This window comes from Neobacillus sp. PS3-12, from assembly GCF_030915385.1.
GTDB lineage: Bacteria > Bacillota > Bacilli > Bacillales > Cytobacillaceae > JAEVLT01.
Map to the genome: position 1 here is coordinate 3477741 of NZ_CP133268.1, position 16903 is coordinate 3494643.

The window sequence follows — 16903 nt, forward strand, 5'->3', positions numbered from 1 at the left end:
TGAAATGATGAAATATATTGTGATTAAATGGGGCGGCAGCGTCCTTGAAAAATTACCGAAAAGTTTTTATCAAGATGTCGTTTCACTCCACCAATCAGGTGAGTGGACCCCGATCATTGTTCATGGAGGCGGACCACTTATCACTGAACTATTGCAAAAGTTAAATGTTGAAACCACTTTTATAAATGGACTGAGAGTTACAAGTCAACCTGTATTAGACATTGTTGAAATGGTTTTAAGCGGAGCGGTCAATAAGCAGGTGGTTAGAAAGATCCTGGAAGCTGGGGGCAATGCTTTCGGAATCAGTGGTGTAGATGGAGGTTTATTACAAGCAAAGCCAACGGAGGCATCTGACACCTTAGGGTTTGTTGGTGAGGTTGTGAATGTTAACCATAAACTGATTGAGGGAGTCATTAACCAAGGTTATATTCCTGTTATTTCACCAGTAGGGATTGGTGAGGATGGTCAGCGGTATAACATTAATGGCGACGTTGCTGCATCGGCGATTGCGAAAAGCTTAGGAGCGAATCTTTGCTTTATCAGTGATATACCTGGAATCCTTGTGGAAAAAGATGGACAAAAGATAAAGCTCACGAAGGCTACGAAAAAGGAAGTTGAAGAGCTGATTGATAATCAAACGATTTGGGGCGGAATGATTCCAAAAGTAAAAGCTGCAATCGATGGTCTTGTCCATAACATTCCTGAAGTTGGGATCATAAATGGGCTGGAGGAAAATAGTTTAATCGATTATACGAATGGAAATGAAGTTGGAACTAAAATTGTTCTAGACGAGGTGTTTAGTAATGGCAAATAATCCTGAAGTCTCAACGGTCTCACCACTTATGGCAACTTATGCCCGCTTTCCTGTTACGATTGTAAAAGGGAAAGGGAGCTATGTATGGGATGATCAAGGGAAAAAATATTTGGATTTTACATCAGGGATCGCTACTTGTAACTTAGGTCACGTTCCTGATGTTGTGAAAGAAAAACTGGAAGAACAATTACAAAATTTATGGCATTGCTCAAACCTTTATCATATACCTAACCAAGAAAAACTTGCAGGATTGCTCGTTGCAAATAGCTGTGGTGATCAAGTATTTTTTTGTAACAGCGGTGCAGAAGCCAATGAGGCTGCAATTAAAATAGCAAGAAGGTATGCTCAAAAGGTAAAAGGCACGGATCAACATTTAGTGATTACCTTTAAACAATCATTTCACGGAAGAACAATGGCGACCTTGTCTGCAACAGGTCAGGAAAAAATTCAAAAAGGTTTTTATCCATTGGTATCAGGATTCCAGTATCTTGCTTATAATGATTTTGCCTCCCTAGATCTACTGGCTGACCTAAAGCCCGCCGCAGTGCTTCTTGAACTGATCCAAGGTGAAGGTGGAGTGATTCCAGCTGAACCAGAATGGGTGAAAAAGCTTGAAGCCATTTGCAAAGAGAATGATATTCTCTTGATGGTAGATGAAATTCAAACAGGAATGGGGAGAACAGGTAAATTGTTTTCCTATGAGCATTATGATATTGAGCCTGATGTAATCAGTCTTGCAAAAGGTCTTGGATCAGGATTACCAATCGGAGCAATAATCGCTAAGGAGAGAGTTGCAAAAGCATTTGACCCGGGAAGCCATGGCAGCACATTTGGCGGGAATCCGCTAGTAACCGCTGCCGGAGTTGCGACTGTTCAACATATTGTTACCAGCAATTTACTAACTCATGTAAACGAGATCGCAGAATATTTAGATGCCGAGTTAGCAGATTTGAAAACCAAGTTTAGCTTTATTAAGGACATTCGCGGAAAAGGGCTCTTAAAAGGAATTATTGTTGAAGTAAACGCTGCTGAAATTGTTCAAAAGGCGATTACAAATCAGCTGCTAATTTTAACCGCAGGTCCGAACGTAGTACGTATTTTGCCGCCGCTAACGGCAACAAAAGAGGAAATATTGCAATTCGTAAAGATATTGGAGAAAGTTTTCCAAAGTATATAGAGAAAGGCAGTGAAATTGTGAAACAAGGATATCTTACTTTGGAAACCGGAGAGATATTTGAGGGAGTTCTAATTGGTGCAAGTAAGGATTCTTTCGGGGAAGTTGTTTTTAATACAAGTATGACCGGCTACCAAGAAATAATCACAGACCCTTCATATGCTGGGCAAATTATTACTTTTTGTTATCCGATAATTGGGAATTATGGAGTAAATTCATTGGATGATGAGAGCATTAATCCGGCTTTATCAGGTGTCATTATCGGAGATTTATGTGAGACCCCAAGCCACTATCAATCAATGCAAAGGTTTTCTGAAAAATTAACTCAGGCTGGAGTATCAGGACTTGCCGAAGTAGATACAAGAATGCTTGTAAAAACGATTCGCTCAAGAGGGACAGTGAAGGGGATTATAAGCGCTGAAACAATCGAACAAACTGCTTTTGATTCTTTTGAAGAAAATCCTTTTTGGGTTAACAAAGTATCAACGAATAAGATTACTAATTATAAAAATAATGGCCCGCATGTTGTCCTAATGGATTTTGGTTATAAAAAATCGATTTTAACGGCGCTTTTAGCGGAGAATTGCTCCGTTACGGTTGTGCCATATAATACCCCATTTGAAAAAGTGAAGGCTCTAGCTCCTGATGGAGTATTGTTATCAAATGGACCCAGTGATCCAATGGAACTGAAACAATGGTTTCCAGAAATTAAAAGGATTACGCAGCATTATCCTACACTGGGAATTTGCTTGGGACATCAATTGATTGCCCTGGCATATGGAGCAAAAACAACAAAATTAGCTTATGGACATCGAGGCGGTAATCACCCTGTAAAGGAACTGATGACCGGCAAAGTGAAAATTACCGCGCAGAACCATGGCTATGTTGTCGTCGATGAAAGTATTGACACAAACGTATTTAAAATCACCTACCGAAATGTAAATGATCATTCGATTGAGGGATTAAAACACGTTAAATATCCAATCCAAACCGTGCAATTTCATCCAGAAGCACATCCGGGCCCAAGTGATACAGCCCATATTTTAACGGAGTTTGTCAGCCAAATTACTTCAATGGGAGAGACACGATATGCCATTACGTAAAAATTTGAAAAAGGTACTAGTAATTGGATCAGGTCCCATTGTCATTGGCCAGGCAGCCGAATTTGATTATGCAGGAACACAGGCATGCATTGCCTTAAAAGAAGAGGGCATTGAGGTTGTTCTCATTAATAATAATCCGGCTACGATTATGACTGATGAGACTGTGGCAGATAAAGTATATATTGAGCCGCTAAATATCGCTACAATTGAAAAAATTATTAAGAAAGAAAAACCAGACGGAATTATCGGAACGCTCGGAGGACAAACGGGGTTAAACTTAACTGTAGAACTATACGAGCAAAAAATCTTGCAAAAGTATAACGTTGAACTGCTAGGGACCTCTGTTGAATCCATTAAAAATGGCGAGGATCGCGAAAGATTCAGAAACCTAATGATTAAAATTGGTGAGCCAATCCCTGAATCAAGCATCATTACCTCCTATGATGATGGAGTAAAATTCGTTAAAGAAATTGGTTATCCTGTCATTATCCGCCCTGCTTACACGCTCGGAGGAGAAGGCGGAGGATTTGCCTATAATGATACAGATCTTGAGACCTTCCTTAAAAAAGGGTTAACAGCCAGTCCGATTCATCAAGTGTTGGTGGAGAGGAGTATAAAGGGCTGGAAGGAAATCGAGTATGAAGTCATGCGCGATGCCAATGATACGTGCATTATTGTTTGCAACATGGAAAATATGGATCCTGTAGGCGTTCATACCGGAGATTCCATCGTCGTTGCTCCATCACAAACATTAACAGATGTTCAATATCAAATGCTTCGTGATGCATCCATAAAAGTTATTAGAGAATTAAAAATTATTGGCGGCTGTAACATTCAGTTTGCTCTTAATCCCAATTCAAACGAGTATTGCATTATTGAAGTAAATCCAAGGGTAAGCCGTTCATCTGCATTAGCTTCAAAGGCAACGGGCTATCCAATTGCTCGTATGGCTGCAAAATGTTCGGTTGGCTATCATTTGGATGAAATTCTAAATCCAATTACTGGAAATACATTTGCTTCGTTTGAACCTGCGATTGATTATATTGTGGTAAAACTGCCGCGTTTTCCATTTGATAAGTTCCCTGAGGCAGATCGTTCGCTGGGAACCCAAATGAAGGCTACAGGGGAAGTAATGGCGATTGACCGTACATTTGAAGGTGCATTAAATAAAGCCATTCGTTCTCTCGAATTGAATGTTTACAGCTTAACAAATGCTGCTAACCATTCATGGGGTATGGATACTTTGGTTAAAATGCTGGAAAAGGCAAATGATCAGCGCTTATTCGTAATCGCTGAAGCAATGAGACGAGATATGCCATTTGAAAAAATTCAGCAGCTTACCCAGATTGATCCATGGTTTTTACACAAAATTAATGCAATCGTCGAGTTGGAAAAAGATTTATCAGCTTTTACGTGGACTAGTGTTCCAACATCGCTGCTTAAAACAGCTAAACGAAACAATATTTCTGATAAACATTTAGCAAAAATCTATTCATTACCCGAAAAAGAAATTAGAGACAAGTGGAAGGAATTAAATTGGAAGCCTGGTTATAAAATGGTTGATACCTGTTCAGCTGAATTTGATGCCGTCACTCCATACTATTATTCTACATGGCTAGGTTTTGATGAAGTAGAAGTAACAACAGGAAGAAAAATTTTAGTTATTGGTTCTGGCCCTATTCGAATTGGGCAAGGGATCGAATTTGATTATTGTTCTGTTCATGCAGCAAAGGCACTTAAGAAAAAAGGGTATGAAGCAGTCGTTATTAATAATAATCCTGAGACAGTCAGCACAGATTACTCAGTTGCAGACAAACTTTATTTTGAACCGTTAGCTGTAGAAGATGTTTTGCGTGTTATTGAAAAAGAAAAGGTAGAAGGAGTCCTTATTCAATTTGGCGGCCAGACTGCCATCAATATTGCACACGCCTTAGAAGAAGAGGGTGTCAAGATTTTAGGAACTACCGTTTCAGATGTGGATAAACTCGAAGACCGCAAAGAGTTTTATCAGTTGCTGGAAGAATTAAAAATACCGCATATTAATGGGGAAATAGCAAATCATGCAGAAGAATTACTGGCTGCTGCTGCAAAATTGGGTTACCCGGTTTTAGTTCGTCCGTCATATGTAATCGGCGGTCAATCGATGTTTACGATTTATAATGAGGAAGAATTAAAACGATATATCCATCAATTAGCGGAGAATTCTCAGGATCAAATGTGGCCTTTGCTTGTAGACCGCTATATGCCTGGACTTGAGTGTGAAGTAGATGTAATAAGTGATGGCCAGGATCTTGTCGTACCAGGGATATTTGAGCATATTGAAAGAGCCGGCGTTCACTCGGGGATAGCATTTCTGTGTTCCCTCCTGTATCTTTATCCAATGAGATGAAAGAAATATTAATTGATTATGCCGCTAGAATTGCTAAATCAATGCCGATTGTCGGAATTATGAATATCCAATTCGTAATTTATGAAAATGTAGTTTATGTGTTAGAGGTGAATCCTCGTTCCTCAAGAACCGTTCCGATTATCAGTAAAGTGACAGGAACTCCAATGATTGAATGGGCCATACGTGTTCAACTGGGCGAGGCGTTAAAAGACTTAAGTTTAAAGATTGGATTACTTCCTGAACCACATTATTATGCTGTTAAATCACCTGTATTTTCATCAGGAAAATTAAAAGGAGTCGATCCTGTACTAGGACCTGAAATGAAGTCAACAGGAGAGATTCTTGGGTTAGGCGTTACACTTGATGAGGCATTAAGAAAAGCCCTTCCATTTATGCAAGAGCAAACAAATGATGAAGAATATGTCTTATGCTCCATTTCTGATCGAGCAAAAGAAGAAAGCTTGCCAACGGTCAAAGAATTAGCTAGTAATCAATTCAAGTTTGCAGCAACAGAAGGAACAGCAGAGTTCCTTCAAAGAAATGGTATAATAGTTGAAGAGATTATAAAGAATTCGGATCAATTAAATAAATTTTATCGAAATCAAAAAATCAGAGCGGTTATTAACATTCCGAATGAAGGCCGTAACGATAGCAAATTTGGTTTTTACCTACGAGAACAATCCGTAAAATACAATGTCCCGTGTTATACCCATTTTGATACGGTTAAAGCAATTATTGAATTGAGAAAAAATAAGCCTTTAGAAACGGGTGTCTATACGGTAGGCGAATATTTTAAAATCGAAGAAAGTAAAATAGGAGGGACGCTATAATGGTTCAGGCAATAAAAACAACCGAAAGCAGTGATGTCATGCAGGCAAAATTGAAGGGAAAAGATTTCTTAAGTATTGCTGATTTTTCAACTGCTGAGATTTTATATTTACTCGAAGAAGCAAAGGAACTAAAAAAACTCCAAAAATCTGGAATCCCTCATCCATATCTTGCCGGGAAAGTATTAGGAATGCTTTTTGAAAAATCATCCACGCGCACCCGTGTTTCGTTTGAAGTTGGTATGCTCCAGCTCGGAGGGCATGCGATTTTCCTAAGCCCAAGGGATATTCAATTAGGAAGAGGCGAAAGTATTCACGACACGGCAATCGTTTTATCAAGATATCTTGATGCGCTAATGATTCGTACTTTTTCACATGAATCCATCCAGGAATTTGCTCATCACGCTGATGTGCCGATTATCAATGGATTAACGGATCCCCATCACCCTGTACAGGTAATGGCTGATTTGCAAACGATTATTGAATATAAAGGAAAATTAGACGGACTAAAACTATGCTATGTTGGCGATGGAAATAATAACGTAACACACTCATTAATTGAAGCTGCTGCGAAGGTTGGCATGCATATTAGTGTTGCCAGCCCTGAAAAATACAGACCAAATCAGGAAATCGTTGCAAAGGCATTGGAAGATGCGAAACTAACAGGAAGTACAATTTCGATTATAACGGATCCAATTGAAGCGATGAAAGATGCGGATGTCGTTGTAACAGATGTCTGGACCAGCATGGGTATGGAAGCAGAAGCGCAAGAAAGGCTGCAGGCTTTTCAAGCTTACCAAGTAAATGAGGAACTTTGCAGTTATGCAAAAAGCGATTACATCTTTATGCATTGTTTACCTGCCCACCGTGGTGAAGAAGTGACAGCTGACATTATTGATGGTCCACATTCAGTCGTTTTTGACGAAGCAGAGAACCGTTTGCATGCACAAAAAGCCATTTTAAAAGCTGTCATTTTATAAAAAACCAATAAAAGGCAAGTTTTTTTTAAAAAAATAGTGGCAATTTTTTTGTTGCTTATTGTATAATAATTCTATCGATTGAATTTTAATGCAATGGAATGTGAGGAGAATATAAAGTGGCGAAAGAAAAAATTGTCTTAGCATACTCAGGTGGTTTAGATACATCCGTTTCAGTTAAATGGATTCAAGAAAAATATGGTTATGATGTTATTGCTTTAGGATTGGATGTTGGTGAAGGAAAAGATCTTGAAGCGATCAAGAATAAAGCTTTAAACGTTGGTGCTATTAAAGCCTATATGATCGATGCGAAGGAAATGCTCGCAAAAGAGTATATTTTACCTGCATTGAAAGCAAATTGCCTGTATGAAGGTAAATATCCATTATCATCTGCCTTGTCTCGTCCGTTAATTTCGAAACTATTAGTTGATGTTGCGGAAAAAGAAGGGGCAACAGCAGTAGCACATGGCTGCACAGGTAAAGGTAATGACCAAGTTCGTTTTGAAGTTTCGATTCAAGCATTAAACCCAAGCTTAAAGGTGGTTGCACCTGTTCGTGAATGGGGAATGAACCGCGATGAAGAAATTGAATATGCAGATAAGCATGGGATACCAGTGCCTGCTAATTTAGAAAATCCTTATTCAATTGATGCCAACATTTGGGGCCGTGCCTGCGAAGCTGGTGTTCTTGAAAATCCTTGGAATGAAGCTCCTGAAGGTGCGTTTGCGTGGACCACTCCCGTTGAGTTAACACCAGATGCTCCAGAGTATATCGAAATTGAATTTGAACAAGGTGTTCCAGTTGCTCTTAACGGCGAACAGCTGCCATTGGTCCAATTAATCGAAACTTTAAACCTACTAGGCGGTAAACATGGAGTCGGACGTATTGACCATATTGAAAATAGATTAGTAGGGATTAAATCTCGTGAAGTGTATGAAAATCCAGCTGCCTTAATATTAATTAATGCACATAAAGAATTAGAATTTTTAACACTTCCTCGTGAGATTACGCAATTTAAAACACAAGTTGAGCAGCAAATGACAAAACTGATCTATGAAGGTTTATGGTATTCACCATTAAGAACAGCCTTGGATGCATTTGTTGAAGAAACACAAAAAACTGTTTCTGGAACAATCCGTATTAAACTTTTCAAAGGAAGCCATACAGTGGTTGCACGTAAGTCAGATAACAGCCTTTACAATGAAGAATTGGCTACTTACTCTAAAGGCGATGCGTTTGATCATCAGGCTGCAGAAGGATTCATTAAGATTTTTGGATTACCAACAAAGGTTTATTCAGAAGTTAACAAAAAAAAAGAAATAATGGTTGAATCAAAATAGTATACTATTACTTAAGGGGTGCCCTCGAAATTCATTTTCGGGGGCAATCTGCTTGATGATGATAATAAGGAGGAAATCGGCGTGGCGAAGTTATGGGGTGGCCGCTTCACAAAAGAAACAAATAAACTTGTCGAAGAATTTACTGCTTCGATTCCATTTGACCAAAAACTGGCTAAAGAAGATATTGCGGGAAGTATGGCACATGTTCAAATGCTAGGTGAATGCGGCATTATTCCGCAAGAGGATGCGGAGCAAATAAAAAATGGTCTCTTAACGATTAAAAAAATGCTTGATAATAATGAGGTAGAGTTTTTAATCGAAGATGAAGATATTCATATGAATATTGAAAGATTATTAACAGAAAAAATTGGCCAAGTAGGAGGCAAATTGCATACAGGACGCAGCCGAAACGACCAAGTTGCTGTTGATATGCACCTTTATTTAAGAACAAAAACAACTGAAATCATTAAATTGGTTGAGGATGTTCAATCATCACTTATTGAGCAGGCAAAAGCCAATATTGAAACATTAATCCCTGGATATACACATTTACAACGTGCACAGCCGGTTTCTTTGCCCACCATTTAATGGCCTATTTTTGGATGTTTGAACGTGACAAAGAAAGATTAGTGGATAGTTTAAAACGAATCAACTGGATGCCGCTTGGTTCCGGTGCTTTAGCAGGGACAACCTTCCCAATTAACCGCGAACGCGTTGCAGAAATTTTAGGCTTTGATACCATTTATCCAAATAGCATGGATGCTGTCAGCGACCGTGATTTTATTCTTGAATTTCTATCCATTGGATCTATCATCATGACACATATTTCTAGAATTTCTGAGGAACTTGTGATTTGGTCCTCCCAGGAATTTCAATTTGTTGAATTAGACGATTCATTCTGTACAGGCTCAAGCATCATGCCGCAAAAGAAAAATCCTGATGTTCCAGAGCTATTAAGAGGAAAAACAGGCCGTGCCTATGGTAACTTAATTGGTTTGCTTACTGTATTAAAAGGTTTGCCGCTCGCATATAATAAAGATTTGCAGGAAGATAAAGAGGGTATGTTTGACACGGTTGAAACACTAGAAGGATCACTTAAATTATTGGCACCAATGATTGAAACGATGACGGTGAAAAAAGATGTTATGCGTAAAGCAATTAATAACGATTTTTCAAATGCTACCGATATTGCCGATTATTTGGTAACTAAAGGCTTGCCATTCCGTGAGGCCCATGAAATTATCGGAAAAATTGTCCTTTATGCCATCCAGAATCAAAAGTTTTTATTGGATTTGTCCTTTGAAGAGTACCAGCAGTTCAGTTCATTATTTGAAGACGACATTTATGAAGTCTTGTCACCTGAGCATGTGGTTGCCGTAAGGAATAGCTTTGGCGGAACATCACCTGAGCAGGTTAAAAAACAAATTGAGCTTGCCGAATGCAAAATAAGTAAATAAATTACAAATAAGAAGTTTTCCTGAAAGCCACCAAATTGGTGGTTTTTTGTTTATACGGGGGTCTGATGCCCATCAGCGATTGGAAAGGGGGACGAAGGTAATCAGAATGCCGACATGATGCTTGAGTGCAAACAAAATGCCGAATCAGTAAATAACGAAAAAGAAAGTAAAAAACAGCATCAGTTTCTACTAATGCTGTTTTTTATAAAAGACCTATTTTGTTGGTTGAATTTCTGTCCAATCACCGTTATCAGGAAGAGATTGTCCGTCAAGAGTAAGATTCTTGTATATGCTGCCATCCTGGAACATATTACCGTTGTTAATGTTCACATTTTCCATCGTAATATTCTTTACGTATTGGAAATACAATGGTTTATCAGCTTGGATGTTAACGTTCTTTAAAGTTAGACCATCAACAGGGCTTTCTTGAAGTCCTTGGAAAAAGGACGCTTCTTTGGCACCTACACAGTTGATATTTTCAATCGTAATATTTTTAATATGAGGAGTTGTTTCATCAATTGTGCCATTGAACGGCAGTGGAACACCGTTTGATGTGTAGTTCGAGTTAATATTGAATGCATCGCCGCCAATATCCTTCATCATGATATTGTCAAATGTAAGATTTTCAATCGTACCGCCACGTCCGCGAAGGGTTTTCATTCGAATACCGATGTTGGTTCCATCAAAGATGTCGTCTCTGGCGATAACGTTTTTAACGCCCCCTGACATTTCACTGCCAATGGTAACGCCGCCATGTCCATGCTTCATGATGTTGTTTCTGATTTCGATGTTTTGGCTTGGAACGCCAATTTGTCGGCCTTGTGCATCTTTACCAGATTTAATAGCGATACAGTCATCACCAACGTTGAAGGTTGAGCCAATAATCTTTAATCCGTTAACTGAGTCTGGGTCAACCCCGTCTGTATTTGGTGCATCTACAGGGCTGGATGGATTCTGAACGTTTACACTATCGATAACCATATTGTTGGTGTACAATGGCTGAATGGTCCATGATGGTGAATTTTGGATTTTTACACCTTGTAAAAGAACATTGTCAGAATGAATAAAGTTTATCATTCTTGGACGAGCAATTTTATTTGCAGGGGTCGGAGCTTTGGGATTATCCCACCATAATCCCATATCAAATTGAACAGAGCCACCTGTATTTGGATCGTATGTTCCTTGATTATAGTTATAGTTGCCGCTGACATTTACCTTATTAAGAGGATATCCATAGGCATCTACTCCAGACGCTAGTTCTTGTGCATCCGCTTCTTTGATTGGGCCGGCATTTCCGTCAATAGTACCTTCACCGATCACTTTAAGGTTTTTAGCACCTTGTGAAGTGATAAGAGCTTCGTAAGAAGGGAATGTAGTACCTTCCCAGCGGCTTTCGATAACTGGATAATCTCCTTTATCGCGGCTTCCAAGAATAGTTGCGTCTTTTTCAATTTCGAAAGTGATATTGCTTTTTAGATTTAAAGGAGCAGTGTAATATGTACCTGCTGGAACAACAACAATATTATTAACAGCTGTCGAAGCTGAAGCGGCATCAATAGCAGCCTGAAGGAATGCTGTATCCTTTGTTACGCCATCACCTGTTGCTCCGAAATCTTTTACATTGAATACTTGTCCTTTTACATCTGTTCTTACAATAATGTGGGCGCTTTCATTCGAGTGGTTACCAGCTACATCTCTTGCAACTACTTTAAAACTATACATCGTATTTGGTTTTAAGTCTTTTACGGTAAAGTTTGTTTCAGCGACACCATATGAATTTGGCGTTGAACTTCCTACCAATTTACCATCTGCATAAACATCATAGGCTGTTATAGCTTTGTTATCAGTTGACTTATCCCAGATAAGACTGACAGATTTATAGGTTGTCGCATAGGCATTGAGATTAAGTGGTGATGTTGGAGCTGATTTGTCTACTGATACTTGTGGAGCACTAGTTGGTGGTGCAGCAAAAACAGCGTAAGGCACAACGGCTGAACTGCTGAGAGCTAAAGTTAGAGCAATAGTTGATAAAGCTTTTTTACGTAGTTTCATTAAATACCCTCCTAATTTGAGTGCGATGGAAATGCTTACATTATTAGGTGTAACAAAGTACTTGTTGCTTTGATTGGGCATTGCTGTTACAAATCTTTTGGACTTAACGATAACAACGTTTTCTTTTTTGATAACAACTAGGATTGAATATTTACATCTCCATGATGTAAAAAAGTCTTGCTGTCCTAAAAAGAGTAAAAACATGTAAAAAATCTAAATTTGTTCGAGTCGTGTTACCTGTGAACACTTTCTGGCTAAAATTCTTGCTGCACCTTCCTTCTCTCAAATTATTAACGTTAACATTATATAAAAATAAGTAATAATTCCCTGATAAATTTTATTCAGGGTAAGATAAAGTTTCTTTTTCAATAATAAATGTTAACGTTAACATTTAATCTCACTATTAATTTTACTATCTCTTTTTTTAGGTTCAACACAAATTTTGATTTTTTTGAAAAATAAGACTTTTAACCTATTTTTCAGGAAATTCATTCAGGAAAATATACTTGTTTTTCTTTTGTCACTCCTGGGATTTTGGGCAATTTAGATTATTCAAACGTTGTCAATTAGAAGGGCGAAAGACAAGCAAGTTTGTGAAAAAATAAAATTTAAAATATTGACACAATCCAAAAAAACACTTAAAATTCAAACTATAAACTTTGAACGAAATATTCTAATAATACTCTTATCCAGAGCGGCGGAGGGACATGGCCCGATGAAGCCCGGCAACCTTCAAGGTATTCCTTGAAAAGGTGCTAATTCCTGCAGGTTTTTAACCTGAAAGATAAGGGGAGGAAAAGACCCTCTTCTTATGAAGAGGGTCTTTTCTTTCTGATAACTAATTGAAAGGGTGCAGCAGCATGACGGTATTAAATGTAGCGATTTTAGGCTTTGGAACAGTTGGGGAGGGTGTTTATAAGACGATCGAATCACACCAAGAGGAGCTTACTGCTATTTTGGGGAAAAAGGTGAAAGTTGTTGCTGTCCTAGTTAGGAATAAGCAAAAGGCAAGAAAAATTTCTGATAAAATCCTTGTAACAAGTGATTTTAATGAAATTATCCAACTTCCCAAACTTGATATCGTTATGGAAGCCATTGTTGGCAGTGAACCTAGTTTTACCTGTTTGAAAAAAGCCATTCAAAAAGGCTGTCATGTCATAACTGCCAATAAACAGATGTTTGCGCACCATGGAAAAGAGTTAATGAAACTGGCAGAGGAAAATGCTGTCTCAGTGGGGTTTGAGGCAACTGTTGCTGGTGGCATTCCGATTATTCAAACACTTCGTCATTTACTAAAAGTGAATCAGGTTCAATCTGTACAAGGAATTCTTAATGGGACATCAAACTTTATTCTGACTGAAATGCGGGAAAATAAAGAGTCCTTTGCTGATGCCTTAACGCTGGCACAACAAAAGGGGTTTGCAGAAGCGGATCCGACTAATGATATTGAAGGTATAGATGCTTTTTATAAATTAATGATTTTGAGTAAAATAGCATTTGGCAAAGAGCCAGATTGGAAATCCGTCGAAATTCAGGGAATAAGTGACATTTCCTATGAGAAAATTCAAGAAGCTGAAAAATGTGGGCTAAGGTTTAAACATATTGCATCCATCAGTAAAAAAGGGGATGAAATATTCGGTTCTATTAAACCTGTTTTAATCGAGAAATTTCATCCTTTTTATAATATTGAAGGGGTGGAAAATGCGGTTAATGTGCAATCAGATATTGTAGGCAGTATTACGTTGCAAGGACCAGGAGCAGGAATGTTTCCAACGGCAAGTGCAATGATCGAAGATTTAGTATATGTTTCTCAGTATAAGGCTGAGCTGCAGCAACAGTCTCTTGCTAAAACAGTATAGAATATTAAGTATCTAATCTCCTCTGCCAGTAAAAGTAAGCAGGGGAGTAATGAAGCTTATCAACAAGACTTTGGAGCTTATTATAAGCTTATTAGGAAGATCAAATCCTCTAAGACTGTGTTATTAAGAATGTTATCCACAATCAAATCCTTGTTTTTTGAGTATTCCACAGACTTACACACACTATTCACAGATAGGCCAGAAGATATCCACAGAATGTTATCAACATTTATGTGCCTATAAAAACTTTTTAGGATAACCATTGCAAGACAATATCCACATAATCCACAATATCCACAGATTCGGGAATAAATAACCATTGTTCACATTCTATTCAACTTTCCAACATGAATATGTTAAAAAACTGTGAAAACCATTGAAGCATAGTGAAAAACCCAGTATATTAAAAGTGTAGAGAGGGTAGTGAATAAATTCACAAACTTTCTCATCTTGTTAATGAAAAGATTCTATCACGGCTTTACGATCATGAAATCTCTCAATAGAATCTGATTTTTTTAATATCCCCCTCATATCTTTTAATATGGAAAGAAGCAGGATTAACCTGCTTCTCTTTTTTTGCATAACATTCTAAGGGGTTACTTCCTTTTTACTTTCACGCGCTGATTCGCTGCGTTTGAACGTGCTTGTGCTTCCAAATCCGATTGATCAGCGAGTTCCTGAGAATATTCTACGTCAATCCCATCTGATTTAAGGTTCTTAGGTACTTGTGGAAGTGATGCTTTATTTTTATCACGAGTTTTATGTCCATGAGAACGACCCATTGCAAAAAACCCCTTTCACCGTTAAGTTAGTGGGAAGCGGATTTGCCTCCTTTAATATCTTTGCCTAACGGTTGTCTTTCATAAATGGAAATTAATGCTTCGTTCTTCGCTCATTAAAGCCGCCAGCACGGTCAGCTAATTTAAAATCTCGTTGATAACCAACTTCCTGTGCACTTGTTAAAGTAAATTTTGGTTTTTCCTTTTTCTTTTTCTCCACCATGATCCTCAATCCTTTCGAATGATTTTTTGAAATGGCTGTGTTAAATTTGCCTGTTGATTTCCGCTACAGGCACTTGCTTTCCGCGGGCGTGTCGGGGAGCCTCCTCGGCGCTTAGGCGCCTGTGGGGTCTCCCCTAACCCGCACTCCCGCAGGAGTCAATTGCCTTCCGCTTCAATCAACAGGGGTAAAAAATCAAAAATTTCCTTTCACACAGCCTTAAACAAAGAACTTCAGCACTTTATGTACTTATTTCCATTTTTACCTTTCGGAGAAAGAAAGATACCGTCTTATCATAAATTTCCTGTTAAATATGGTACATTAGTACATGAGGTGAGGAAGATGGCTATTATTACGAAGATCACCACTCAGCAAAAAAATCAGGACCGATATAATATTTTTATGGATTATGGCAAAGGGGAAGAATTTGCTTTTAGTGTCGATGAAAATGTTCTCATCAAGCATCAATTAAAAAAGGGATTAGAGCTTGATGAATTCTCTTTAATGGAAATACACTATCATGATGATATTCAAAAAGCATACAATTCAGCCATTTCCTACTTAGCAAGGAGAATTAGGTCTGAAAAGGAAATAAAGGATTATTTACTGAAAAAAGAAATGGAAGAGCCAGTTATACAGGAAGTGATCCACAAGTTAATCGAACAAAAATACATAGATGATCGAGAGTACGCGTTTGCTTACGTTAGAACTCAAATCAATACTACCGACAAAGGACCGGGATTAATTGGAATTGAATTAAAAGAACGTGGTATTGACCAAAAGTACATTGAACACGCTCTTGAACAGTATACTTTTGAGCTCCAAGTAGAAAAAACAACAATCTTAAGCGAAAAGTTTTTTCAAAAATACTCGAAAGACTCAAAACGAGTTTTAAAACAAAAGCTTGAGAATTTGTTAGTAAGGAAAGGATATAGCTTTGAGGTAATCAATATGGCTCAAAGTACAATTGATATGGACAAACAAGCCAATAACGAGCTCGAGGCAATTAAATATCAGGGAAATAAGGCACATCGTAAGTTTTCCCATTATACAGGTTTTGAATATGAGCAGAAAATGAAACAATTTTTATTTCGAAAAGGCTTTTCAATCGAAGGCATTGAAAGATATCTTTTAGAATTAAAGGAACTGGATTAAGGACTTCTTAAATTCGTGAACTTAATTTCTTTCATATTTTGACAATATTCACTATACTAAAGTTAACATATTATTAATGGGGATGAATGTATGCAGCAAGATAAACGTTATAGTCTAATGACAGAGCATGAACTCCGACAGGAAATATCGAAGTTACAGGAAAAAGCACGCAAAGCGGAGCAGATGGGTATGGTTAATGAATTTGCTGTTCTTGAAAGAAAGGCAGTGATGGCTAAAGCATATTTACTTGACCCGGACTGGTTTAAACCAGGCCAGATCTATGAATTAGATGGGGCCCCTGGAACGTTTTTCAAAATAGATTATCTTAACGGTGTGTTTGCTTGGGGATACCGATTGAACGGTGATGGAAAAGATGAGGCATTGCCAATATCAATGTTAAAAATAGATATAGAAATTAACTGAAAAACCAGAGAATAGGATCTCTGGTTAAAAAGGATTGCTTACGTTAAACCAATCGAATCATTCTCACGTTCACCGGAGGCACGCATACGCTCTTGTGGATGAGTATTGGTGGTTCCATCAGCCCTCTTTGAAGCATACTCATCATTGGCCCGAGGTTCTCCCTCAAATTTATTATGCGGCTGATTTGGGAATTTGCTTGCTTTATTTCTCACCATTGGAATACCTCCATTTAATCGGAATGAGAAACTGTGAAGAGCAGTGCTTTTCACGTAAGTTTAGTATTTGGCTTAGTGCTATTAAATATGTTGAAACAAATTACCAATGGGGTGTATTG

12 protein-coding genes, 2 pseudogenes and 1 riboswitch are annotated in these 16903 nt (G+C 38.1%); of the genes and pseudogenes, 10 read left to right on the forward strand and 4 right to left on the reverse strand.

The features are described 5' to 3' along the window. Positions 1 to 4 precede the first annotated feature (4 nt). The 7 genes and pseudogenes from argB to argH all read left to right on the forward strand — a co-directional run bounded on the left by argB (position 5) and on the right by argH (position 10081). Entirely contained in the window at positions 5 to 814 is an 810-nt protein-coding gene (argB, locus tag RCG17_RS17580; protein WP_308171424.1) for an acetylglutamate kinase, read from the forward strand. Continuing rightward, complete coding sequence (locus tag RCG17_RS17585; protein WP_308171425.1) at positions 804 to 1991, forward strand: acetylornithine transaminase; 1188 nt, start codon at positions 804 to 806, stop codon at positions 1989 to 1991. Before argB ends, RCG17_RS17585 begins: the two co-directional genes overlap by 11 nt. A 17-nt stretch (positions 1992 to 2008) precedes the next feature. After that, the gene (locus RCG17_RS17590) at positions 2009 to 3091 is read left to right on the forward strand and encodes a carbamoyl phosphate synthase small subunit (RefSeq protein WP_308171426.1); all 1083 of its coding nucleotides are present in this window, start codon (positions 2009 to 2011) and stop codon (positions 3089 to 3091) included. Next, positions 3078 to 6310, forward strand: a pseudogene (gene carB / locus RCG17_RS17595) (carbamoyl-phosphate synthase (glutamine-hydrolyzing) large subunit). The gene RCG17_RS17590 and the pseudogene carB overlap by 14 nt, the downstream one beginning before the upstream one ends. Next, positions 6310 to 7287, forward strand: coding sequence for an ornithine carbamoyltransferase (gene argF / locus RCG17_RS17600; RefSeq protein ID WP_308171427.1), 978 nt, complete (start codon positions 6310 to 6312; stop codon positions 7285 to 7287). Before carB ends, argF begins: the two are co-directional and overlap by 1 nt. A 116-nt stretch (positions 7288 to 7403) precedes the next feature. Next, positions 7404 to 8624 (forward strand): argininosuccinate synthase, encoded by a 1221-nt coding sequence (locus tag RCG17_RS17605; RefSeq protein ID WP_308171428.1) that lies wholly within the window; start codon positions 7404 to 7406, stop codon positions 8622 to 8624. 81 nt (positions 8625 to 8705) lie between these two features. After that, positions 8706 to 10081 (forward strand): annotated as a pseudogene (gene argH / locus RCG17_RS17610) (argininosuccinate lyase). A gap of 213 nt (positions 10082 to 10294) precedes the next feature. Here the strand turns inward: argH and RCG17_RS17615 are convergent. Beyond that, a complete protein-coding gene (locus tag RCG17_RS17615; RefSeq protein ID WP_308171429.1) occupies positions 10295 to 12133 on the reverse strand; it encodes a glycoside hydrolase family 28 protein in 1839 nt (612 codons plus the stop codon). 682 nt (positions 12134 to 12815) lie between these two features. Next, positions 12816 to 12924, forward strand: a riboswitch (SAM riboswitch). 69 nt (positions 12925 to 12993) lie between these two features. Here RCG17_RS17615 and RCG17_RS17620 point away from each other — a divergent pair. Then, positions 12994 to 13992: a homoserine dehydrogenase gene (locus tag RCG17_RS17620; RefSeq protein ID WP_308171430.1), complete on the forward strand. Its 999-nt coding sequence runs from the start codon at positions 12994 to 12996 to the stop codon at positions 13990 to 13992. A 596-nt stretch (positions 13993 to 14588) separates the two neighbouring features. Here RCG17_RS17620 and RCG17_RS17625 read toward each other — a convergent pair. Together RCG17_RS17625 and RCG17_RS17630 are read right to left on the reverse strand one after the other, a co-directional pair. Beyond that, positions 14589 to 14774 (reverse strand): YfhD family protein, encoded by a 186-nt coding sequence (locus tag RCG17_RS17625; protein WP_308171431.1) that lies wholly within the window; start codon positions 14772 to 14774, stop codon positions 14589 to 14591. A 91-nt stretch (positions 14775 to 14865) separates the two neighbouring features. Next, complete coding sequence (locus RCG17_RS17630; RefSeq protein ID WP_308171432.1) at positions 14866 to 14994, reverse strand: YfhE family protein; 129 nt, start codon at positions 14992 to 14994, stop codon at positions 14866 to 14868. A gap of 339 nt (positions 14995 to 15333) precedes the next feature. On the opposite strand from RCG17_RS17630, the gene recX reads away from it, so the two are divergent. Then, on the forward strand, positions 15334 to 16146 hold the full coding sequence (gene recX / locus RCG17_RS17635; protein ID WP_308171433.1) for a recombination regulator RecX: 813 nt from the start codon (positions 15334 to 15336) through the stop codon (positions 16144 to 16146). 90 nt (positions 16147 to 16236) lie between these two features. After that, positions 16237 to 16569 carry a YfhH family protein gene (locus RCG17_RS17640; RefSeq protein ID WP_308171434.1) on the forward strand — a complete coding sequence of 111 codons (333 nt, stop codon included), beginning with the start codon at positions 16237 to 16239 and terminating at the stop codon, positions 16567 to 16569. A gap of 38 nt (positions 16570 to 16607) precedes the next feature. Here RCG17_RS17640 and RCG17_RS17645 read toward each other — a convergent pair whose 3' ends face one another. After that, positions 16608 to 16781, reverse strand: a complete 174-nt coding sequence (locus RCG17_RS17645; RefSeq protein ID WP_308175878.1) for a small, acid-soluble spore protein K — start codon at positions 16779 to 16781, stop codon at positions 16608 to 16610. Between the last annotated feature and the right edge of the window lie 122 nt (positions 16782 to 16903).

Excerpts from the sequence above, each read along its gene's own strand:
- argB (WP_308171424.1), top strand. The coding sequence starts at position 5 with ATGATGAAATATATTGTGATTAAATGGGGCGGCAGCGTCCTTGAAAAA.
- RCG17_RS17585 (WP_308171425.1), top strand. The coding sequence starts at position 804 with ATGGCAAATAATCCTGAAGTCTCAACGGTCTCACCACTTATGGCAACT.
- argF (WP_308171427.1), top strand. The coding sequence starts at position 6,310 with ATGGTTCAGGCAATAAAAACAACCGAAAGCAGTGATGTCATGCAGGCA.
- RCG17_RS17615 (WP_308171429.1), bottom strand. The coding sequence starts at position 12,133 with ATGAAACTACGTAAAAAAGCTTTATCAACTATTGCTCTAACTTTAGCT.
- RCG17_RS17620 (WP_308171430.1), top strand. The coding sequence starts at position 12,994 with ATGACGGTATTAAATGTAGCGATTTTAGGCTTTGGAACAGTTGGGGAG.
- RCG17_RS17625 (WP_308171431.1), bottom strand. The coding sequence starts at position 14,774 with ATGGGTCGTTCTCATGGACATAAAACTCGTGATAAAAATAAAGCATCA.
- RCG17_RS17630 (WP_308171432.1), bottom strand. The coding sequence starts at position 14,994 with ATGGTGGAGAAAAAGAAAAAGGAAAAACCAAAATTTACTTTAACAAGT.
- recX (WP_308171433.1), top strand. The coding sequence starts at position 15,334 with ATGGCTATTATTACGAAGATCACCACTCAGCAAAAAAATCAGGACCGA.
- RCG17_RS17640 (WP_308171434.1), top strand. The coding sequence starts at position 16,237 with ATGCAGCAAGATAAACGTTATAGTCTAATGACAGAGCATGAACTCCGA.